At 69.3% G+C, this 7,911-nt stretch carries 6 protein-coding genes and 1 pseudogene; 5 read left to right on the top strand and 2 right to left on the bottom strand.

Annotated features, from left to right (window positions below; genetic code table 11):
- From ACWDA7_RS48105 to ACWDA7_RS48115, 3 genes are all read left to right on the top strand, one after another.
- The coding region (locus tag ACWDA7_RS48105; RefSeq protein ID WP_450613930.1) for a sugar phosphate isomerase/epimerase family protein at positions 1–748 on the top strand (748 nt) is incomplete at its 5' end.
- On the top strand, positions 745–2,100 hold the full coding sequence (locus ACWDA7_RS48110; RefSeq protein WP_450613932.1) for an MGH1-like glycoside hydrolase domain-containing protein: 1,356 nt from the start codon (positions 745–747) through the stop codon (positions 2,098–2,100). The genes ACWDA7_RS48105 and ACWDA7_RS48110, both read left to right, overlap by 4 nt.
- Complete coding sequence (locus tag ACWDA7_RS48115; protein WP_450613934.1) at positions 2,097–4,025, top strand: amylo-alpha-1,6-glucosidase; 1,929 nt, start codon at positions 2,097–2,099, stop codon at positions 4,023–4,025. Before ACWDA7_RS48110 ends, ACWDA7_RS48115 begins: the two co-directional genes overlap by 4 nt.
- Before the next feature lie 1,076 nt (positions 4,026–5,101).
- Here the strand turns inward: ACWDA7_RS48115 and ACWDA7_RS48120 are convergent.
- Positions 5,102–5,890, bottom strand: coding sequence for a GvpL/GvpF family gas vesicle protein (locus ACWDA7_RS48120; protein WP_450613936.1), 789 nt, complete (start codon positions 5,888–5,890; stop codon positions 5,102–5,104).
- A gap of 3 nt (positions 5,891–5,893) precedes the next feature.
- On the bottom strand, positions 5,894–6,292 hold the full coding sequence (locus ACWDA7_RS48125; RefSeq protein WP_450613938.1) for a gas vesicle structural protein GvpA: 399 nt from the start codon (positions 6,290–6,292) through the stop codon (positions 5,894–5,896).
- A gap of 313 nt (positions 6,293–6,605) precedes the next feature.
- Between ACWDA7_RS48125 and ACWDA7_RS48130 the strand changes: the two are divergent.
- Positions 6,606–6,824 (top strand): annotated as a pseudogene (locus tag ACWDA7_RS48130) (hypothetical protein); the annotation flags it as partial.
- 209 nt (positions 6,825–7,033) lie between these two features.
- A complete protein-coding gene (locus ACWDA7_RS48135; protein ID WP_450613940.1) occupies positions 7,034–7,885 on the top strand; it encodes an IS630 family transposase in 852 nt (283 codons plus the stop codon).
- Positions 7,886–7,911: the final 26 nt, after the last annotated feature.

The raw sequence follows: 7,911 nt of genomic DNA on the forward strand, positions 1-7,911 counted from the left end.
CAAGTGGGACTTCGCCCAGCAGGCCGGCTACGACGCCATCGAACTGCGTGGCAAGGGCGACCTGCACTTCGCCTCCCGCCTGGAGGAGTTGAAGCGGGCCCGCAAGGACGGGGTGGTCATGCCCACGGTCTGCGTGGACATGCTGCACTTCTTCGGTGCCTTCGACGCCGACCTGCGCGCCGACGCCATCGCCCAGATGAAGTCACAGCTCACCGTGATCGCCGAGATCGGTGGACTGGGCGCCCAGACCCCCGCCTCCTACGGGATGTTCTCGCGCCGTCTTCCGCCCTTCGAGCCGCCGCGCACCGAGGAGGGGGACCGCGAGGTTCTGCTGGCGGGCCTGAGCGAACTGGGCGAGCACGCACGCAAGGAGGGCGTCACTCTCTTCCTGGAGCCGCTCAACCGGTACGAGGACCACATGGTCAACCGGCTCGAGCAAGCTGCTGAGCTCATCCGCCAGATCGGGCTCGACTCGATCAAGATCGGCATCGACAGCTACCACATGAACATCGAGGAGAGCGACCCCGCCGCTGCGATCGTCGCCCACGCCGACCTCATTGGCCACGCCCAGGTCTCCGACTCCAACCGCTTCCAGCCCGGCGCCGGACACCTCGACTGGCCGGCCTGGCTCGGCGCCCTGCACACCATCGGCTACGACGGCTACCTCGCCGCGGAATGCCGCCTCACCGGCGATCCCGTCGAAGCCGTCCGCTCCATCCCCGCCTTCCTCAAGAGGTCCGGCGCGTGAGCTCCCTTCTGGACCGGCCCGCACCGCACCGCGCCGCGGACCTGACACTGCGGCGCGGTGCGGCACGGGTCCTCATCGACAACTGGACCGGCACCTCCACCGTTCCCTCCCGTACCCTCTACCCTCATCAGTGGAGCTGGGACTCCGCCTTCATCGCCATCGGACTGCGTCACCTCTCGGTGCGCCGCGCCCAGCAGGAACTCGAATCGTTGCTGGCCGGGCAATGGGCCGACGGGCGCATACCGCACATCGTCTTCAACCCCGCCGTCCCGCACGATGCCTATTTCCCCAGCCCCGACTTCTGGCAGTCCTCCCACGTCGGCCGAGCGGCGGGCGCGCCCACGGCCCCCGAGACCTCGGGCATCGTGCAACCCCCCGTGCACGCCCTGGCCGCCTGGCTCGTGCACCAGGCAGACCCCCAGGAATCCCGACGTCGCGGCTTCCTCGCCCGTGCCTATCCGCGGCTGGCCGCCTGGCACGACTACCTCCTCACCCGCCGCGACCTCGGCGGCGCAGGGCTGGCGGCCGTCGTCCACCCCTGGGAATCGGGCATGGACAACAGCCCCTGCTGGGACCAGGCCCTGCAGCGCATCGAGCCCGCCGCGCCCGAGGCCTTCCACCGTGCCGACCTGAACCACGGCCATCCCGCCGACCGGCCCACCGACCTGGACTACGGCCGCTATGTCCGGCTCGCGGCGGATTACCGCGAGGCCGACTACGACGACCGTGCGCTGCAGCACGGCTTCGCCATGGAAGACCCCTGCTTCAACGCCCTGCTCATCGTCAGCGAGCGGGCACTCGCTGCCATGGCCCGCGAGCTGGGCACGGATGACGCAACTCACACCAGGCGCGCCGACGAACTGACCGGGCAGCTGGTGGCCCGGCTGTGGGACGACGACGCCGGCCTGTTCCGTGCCCGCGACCTGAGCACCGACATCCTGGTCGACGAGCGCAGCGTGACCGGTCTCATCCCGCTCGTGGTGCCGGGTCTGCCGCACGACATCGTCTGGCGACTGCAGGAAACCCTTGACGGCCCGCATTTCAGCGCGCCGGCCACCCGGCTGGTGCCCAGCTACGACCTGACCGGTCACGCCTTTGACGCCCAGCGCTACTGGCGCGGCCCGGCCTGGTTCAACACGGCCTGGCTGATCCACCGCGGACTGCACACCCACGGCCTCCAGACCAACGCCGAACGCCTCCAGCAGGGCCTTCTCAGCGAAGCAGGACGGTCCCGGTTCGCCGAATACGTCGACCCCACGACCGGCGCCGGTCGAGGCGCCCGGCACTTCTCCTGGACCGCTGCCCTCGCGCTCGACCTGCTGTGCGCCGACCCGAAGGAGCCCATGCCATGACCGCGGGCGACCACCACGTCCAGTTGGTGCGCGACGCCACCTTCGTCCGCCTCGACGGCGACGGAGGCATCAATGGCACCCGCGGGACCACGCCCGACGGATTGTTCCTGAGGGATGCACGTCACCTCAGCCGCTGGCAGCTTACCGTCGACAGCACGAGCCCCATCGCCCTGGTGCCCGCCGAGGCGGCGACGGACGATGCGGCGACGTGCGTCCTCACCCCGCAGGGCACGCGGGACAAACCCCCCGCCTATACCGTCTTCCGTCGGCAGACCGTCACCGCAGGGGTGCTCACCGAACATCTGCGCCTGGTGAGCAATCTTCCCGACCCGGTGACCGCCCGCGTCGACCTCACCGTCGACGTTGACTTCGCTGACCTGTTCGAACTGCGGGCCGACGACCGCCACTACGGAAAGCCCGGCGGTCGCTACACAGCCCACACCACGCCCGACGGCCTGCACTTCGACTACCACCGAGCCGACTGGCACGCCCGGACCACCCTCGCCTGCCATCCCGCCCCAGACACCGTCGCCACGGCGCAGGGCGCAGAAGAGTCCACCGCGCGGACCCTCAGCTGGCACCTTCGCCTCGATGGGTACGGCGAGGCCGAACTCCAACTGACCGTCCGTGCCCACCCGCATGGCCTGCCGCTCGACGCGCCTGCCGTGCCGCACCCCCATCGGCAGGCGCCAGCGGCGACGGACGAGCTGAGCCGCTCCTGCGAACGCGGCCTCGCCGACGTGGACCTGCTGACCATCCCGGTCACCGGAGTCGACGGTGACGAGGTGCACGTTCCCGCTGCCGGCATCCCGTGGTTCCTCACCCTGTTCGGCCGCGACTCCCTGCTCACCTCCTACTTCCTTCTGCCCTACCGACCCGACACGGCCGCCGCCACACTGAGCGCCCTCGCCGCCACCCAGGGACAGCGCTACGACGCCTTCAGCGGCGAACAGCCCGGACGCATCGTCCACGAGACCCGCCACGGCGAACTCGCCCACTTCCGCCAGGTCCCCTACGGCCGCTACTACGGCGCCGTCGACGCCACACCGCTCTTCCTCGTCCTGCTCCACGCCCACTACGAGACAACCAACGATCGCTCCCTCGCCCTACGCCTGGAGCAGCACGCCCGCCAGGCCGTGGACTGGATGCTCACCGACGGCGGCCTGGAAAGCCACGGCTACCTCGTCTACACCCCCGACCCCGGCGGACTGGTCAACCAGAACTGGAAAGACTCCGCAGGCGCCATCTGCTTCACCGACGGCACACAGGCAAAAGGCCCCATCGCCGTCTCGGAAGCCCAGGGCTACGCCTACGACGCACTCCAGCGCACCGCAGAACTCGCCCACAAGATCTGGCAGGACGAGCCATACGCGCACCGGCTGCGGGACGCCGCTGCCCGACTGCGCAGCCGCTTCACAACGGACTTCTGGATGCCGGAAGCCGACTTCCCGGCCCTCGCCCTGGACGGTGACGGACACCAGGTCGACGCCCTGGCCTCGGACGCCGGCCACCTGCTGTGGTCCGGAATCCTCGACGCTGAGCACGCCCGCCGGGTCGGCCAACGCCTGCTGGAACCAGACTTCTTCTCCGGCTGGGCGATCCGCACCCTGGCCGCCGGACAGAAGCCATACCACCCTCTCTCCTACCACCGCGGCAGCGCCTGGCCCCACGACAACGCCATCATCGCCCTGGGCCTCGCCCGCTACAAGCTCACCCACGAGGTCGACGCCGTCACCGACGGCCTCATCACGGCAGCAGCCCACCACGGCTACCGCCTGCCCGAAGTCATCGCAGGCTACGACCGCTCCGCCACCACAGGACCCACTCCCTACCCGCATTCCTGTTCACCCCAAGCGTGGGCAGCCGCAACACCACTAGCCCTGCGCACGGCACGACAAAAGGTACGAAACGAACCACGCACCTGAGCACCGGTCCTCCGCACTGTGGGCCCCCGCGCTCGCCGGGCACCCAACCGTGGCCAGGCAGACTGCAGCAGTAGCAGGCATGTGCTGGATGACGATGAAGCCGAACCGGCTGTCGGCGGTGGCGGCCCGGGGCATCGACTCAGTCTTCGTGTTGGAAGAGGCGCAGCCGTGGCGTAGAAGTAAGTCCAGCCCGGCGGGACTTGATCAGGGTCCTGCCGGGAGGCGCTCAGGGGGAGAGGCCTGGATGATCAGCCCAGGACCCGGGCGCAGCCGACCAAGCCGGAGAGGAAGGTCGGCCACGCATGATGGCAGCGGACAGCGTCCTGCGTAAGTCCGCGTGCGAGGGCGTGTACATCACCTTCGGCGGACGCTGTTGGACCCTCGCTGCCAGACCCTCCTCACCAACCACGAAGGCCGCACCATCCACAACGCCGGCCACGCCTTCACCACCACCCCCGGGCCACCATGGTGGTCCCTGCCCATCCGCCCGGGCAAGCGACCTACGAGTTCGCCCCCGCCACCGGCGCGCCGATCGCCAGCAGCGGACGCCCCTACCCGGACCCGTCCTCCCGCGCGAGATCGCCGCCCACGCCGCGCTGGCTGGCACCCGGGTGATCACGCCCAAGACCCGCACCCGCATGGTCGAGTACTTACGGGTCCTGCGGATCGCTCGCTCCACCGCCGTCAAGGCCCGCCCCGTCGCCCTGCAGATGCTGCCCTGCCAGAGCGTCTCCGCGCCGAAGGAACTCCGATGCCAGGAACCGAACCTGACGCGGATACAGCTCAAGCGCAGGTGTGCCACCTGGCGGCCGGACGAGACCGCATCCCGCGACGGTCCGGTACATCGGCAGGCGGCGGATCGGCCCGAAGGGCTTCGCAGGTGGCCCGGCACGTCTGTGAGTCCGGGCCCCCGAACCCCGCGGGTTCAAGGCAACCGAAGGCCCTTCAGCCTGAACCCACGAGTCCATCGGTGCGCTTCAGATCGGTGCGGGCACAGCCCCACGCTGAGCTGGACCGGGCCCAACAGACATCACCCGCGACGGGTGGGTCCGCCGTTCCCGAGACTTCGCAACTCCTTACCCGTTTGGCTGGGCTGCCGCGGCTCCGAACGCTTCCGCGGTGCTGCCTTCGGCGTGCTGGGACGAGGGGGTGTCGACGAAGCTGTAGGGCGGTAGCGGGCCGTTGACATGCAGCTCGAGGTACGGGTGCTCCTGGCGGAATTCGTCGACCGCGGCCAGGAATTGCTCCGCTGAACCGCGGCTCACCAGGAAGGAGAGGTTGGCCAGCCAGCCGGTACTCTGCGGCCCGGCGCTGACTGCCTCGGCCATCGGCGCCAGCGCCTGCTGAAGCAGCTCCGCGTCAGTCGCCTCGCGTGCCTGGACGGCGGCGGCGATCATCTCCCCGAGCAGGAGCTTCTGCTCCTGCGTGCCGCCGCCGGCCTCGCGGTTCACTTCCGCCAGGGACCGGATGTCGTCGTGCTCCGCCATGATCAGGCGGAGTACGGCCTCCTCGTCGTGGTTGGCCTTGATGTTGTACTCCGCCGTGCGGTCCAGTGCCTGCAGCCGCTCAAGGAAGTACTCCGCACGCTCGGCGAGCACCGTGGTCACCGTGTCGTCGTCCGGGGAGGCGCTGCCGAACCGCATCGGCAGTACCACGCCGCCCGCTCCGGCTTCGTCCAGCACACGCTGGTGGGCGAGCAGATCGCGGCGCTTGGGCCGCAGTTCCTCGGGGGCGTCACTGACGATCGCGGCCAGCTCGCCCTCGCGCAGCACGCGTACCGGCCGCGGGGGGTCTCCGATGCCGTCCAGGTCCTGGCGGAGGGGGAAGTGCGAGGCGCGGGTGATCCCATAGACGTAGGTGCTCATCTCTCATTCCCTTCTCCCGCGTGCGGCCCGGTCGCCCTGACGCTGCCGGCCCTCGGCGCGTGCCTGCTGGAATGCATCGGAGATCGTCTCCGCGGCGCCGGACAGGGCGCCCTTGGTCTTGCCGCGGGCGCCGGACTCCGTGAGCTGTCCCGTGAGCTCCGTAAGCCCGGCCGGCTTGCGCGGCCCCGCTTCCAGGTCGAGGCGGTTGCACGCCTCGGCGAAGCGAAGGTAGGTGTCGACACTGGCGACCACGATCCGTATGTCGATCTTGAGTATCTCGATACCGACAAGGGAGACCCGCACGAACGCGTCGATCACCAGCCCGCGGTCGAGAATGAGTTCCAGAACGTCGTAGAGGCCGCTGGAACCGCCCCCGCCGCCCTGCTGTGTCGCCACGGTCATCGCGACCAACCCCTTGTCATCTGTCTCTGTGAGGTCCCGACGGCGCTGTCCCTCGCTGCGACGCAGGCTTCCAGGTGCGAGTAGCCCCGACCATCTGCGACCAAACACATGTACGAGCTTGGCGAGGTGGAACCTGCCCGGCAGGCACACCCCCACCGCTCAGCCGCGACCTGCGGCCCAAGGGGAAGACGGTGGCGCGGGCAGCTTCCGAAACGCCCTCGACGGCTGGGGATGGCGCTCATGCCTGGACCGTGGAAGATCGCGGCGCAGGGGCCGATAGGCTTGGTAACGCCCCAATATGCCACCTGTGCAAGCAACGGCCATGGACGATGGCGGTCGCGGAATCTTCCTCGTCGCCCAGTTCGCCCAGCGGTGGGGAACCCGCTTCACTCCTGCCGGGAAGATTGTGTGGGCTGAGCAGCCAGCCCCGTCAGCTCCCGTTGCCCCGGCCTTGGCATCAGCCGCAGGACCGGGACGCCACGTCCGAACGCGCGGTCACAGTTTCATTCAGATGGGTGGGGCTACTCGGTGATATTCGTCGGCGGCAGTCGCATCCGCAGATCTCGTGCGGATGCGGCCGCCGGACCGGGGCGAAGGGCCAGGAACAGGCAAGGGAGCTGGTCAGAGTGAGTGTGGCGGCAGCGCAAGGCGGGGGCGGGGGCGGCTCCAGTGGCCTGTACGACGTACTGGAGCTAGTGTAGTGCGCCTGAAATAGCGGCTCTAATTCTGTAGGCTATTTTTATGGCGTCTCGGGGTCCTCGTGCTGTCGAAGTCGTGCTGTCCGTCGAGGAGCGTGCGGAGTTGGCACGGTGGGCGGGTGGTGCGGTGTCAGCCCGTGTGGCGGAGCGGGCCCGGATCATTCTGGCCTGTGCGGAGGGAGCCTCAAATACCGATGTAGCAGCGGACTTCGGGGTGTCCACGGAGACAGTGCGCAAGTGGCGCTCGCGGTTCGTGGCCCGGCGGATGGCGGGCCTGGTGGACGAGCCGCGGCCGGGCCGACGCAAGCCGGAGTTGGTGCTCTCCGAGGCCGAGCGGGTGGAGCTGACGCGCTGGGCACGGCGGGCGAAGACCGCGCAATTCCTGGCGCTGCGGGCGAGGATCGTGCTGCGGTGCGCGGAAGGCGGGACGAACAAGGACGTCGCCGCTGAACTCGGTGTATCGCAGGGAACGGTGAACCGCTGGCGGTCGAGGTTCATCCGCTTGCGGCTGGACGGGCTGAGTGATGAGGCGCGTCCCGGCAGGCCGCCCTCGATCCTGCTGGACCAGGTCGAGGAGGTGCTCACGGCGACGTTGGAGTCCACCCCGGGCAAGGACACGCACTGGTCGCGGGCCTCGATGGCGCAGCACTCCGGGCTGTCCAAGTCCACCATCGGGCGGATCTGGAAGAGGTTCGACCTCAAGCCTCATCTCCAGGACGCGTTCAAGCTCTCCACCGACCCGCAGTTCATCGCGAAGGTCGTCGACGTCGTCGGCTTGGACCACCATCCGCCCGAGAAAGCGGTGGTGCTGTGCGTGGACGAGAAGAGCCGTGCGCCACGAGGCGCTGATGGAAGCCGTGCGGGAGGAAGCGCCCGCCGCCGGTCATCGCAGTGACCGGTCGAAGCTGGAGGCAGGCTGAG

The organism is Streptomyces sp. NPDC001156 (genome assembly GCF_053598275.1).